At 46.8% G+C, this 631-nt stretch carries 2 tRNA genes and 1 rRNA gene; all 3 read left to right on the top strand.

Features of this window, described 5'->3' with window-relative positions:
* Nucleotides 1–118 (top strand): 16S ribosomal RNA (locus CDH51_RS19945); the annotation flags it as partial.
* Nucleotides 119–191: 73 nt separating this feature from the next.
* Nucleotides 192–268 (top strand) — tRNA-Ile (locus tag CDH51_RS19950).
* A gap of 111 nt (nt 269–379) precedes the next feature.
* Nucleotides 380–453: transfer RNA gene (locus CDH51_RS19955), tRNA-Ala, on the top strand.
* Nucleotides 454–631 lie beyond the last annotated feature (178 nt).

Consider the following 631-nt stretch of genomic DNA (forward strand, 5'->3'; position numbering starts at 1 on the left):
GAAGTCGGGTAGACCTGAAGGCGGTAACCGCAAGGAGCCGTTTAGGGTAGAACCGGTAACTGGGGCTAAGTCGTAACAAGGTAGCCGTACCGGAAGGTGCGGCTGGAACACCTCCTTTCTGGAAAGAAAACCTGTATCTCAGGTGCCTTACATACTTCAAAATATTTATTTGAATTCTCATTCAAATTGAGGGGCCTGTAGCTCAGGTGGTTAGAGCGCTACACTGATAATGTAGAGGTCCGTGGTTCGAGTCCACGCAGGCCCACCATAGAACCTAAAGTGGTTCCTGTTAAAAATTTTGTTAATTACTTATCGGCTAGTTTATTGTCTCCTTTGTCAAAGTGGTGATAAATCTCTGAGCAAGTAATAAAATGTATTTGGGGGATTAGCTCAGCTGGCTAGAGCACCTGCCTTGCACGCAGGGGGTCAACGGTTCGAATCCGTTATCCTCCACTTCTTTCGGGGAAATCCCGACTCTTTCTCATATGTGAGAAAAAAGTTCATTGACATATTGCGTAGAAACTGTAACAGAGTAGTCGCTGCGTGAGCAGCGGTTAATATGATTAAAAGAGTAAGTGAATAAGGGCGCACGGGGGATGCCTAGGCTCTCAGAGGCGAAGAAGGACGTGCC

This window comes from Algoriphagus formosus (genome assembly GCF_002807035.1).
GTDB lineage: Bacteria > Bacteroidota > Bacteroidia > Cytophagales > Cyclobacteriaceae > Algoriphagus > Algoriphagus formosus.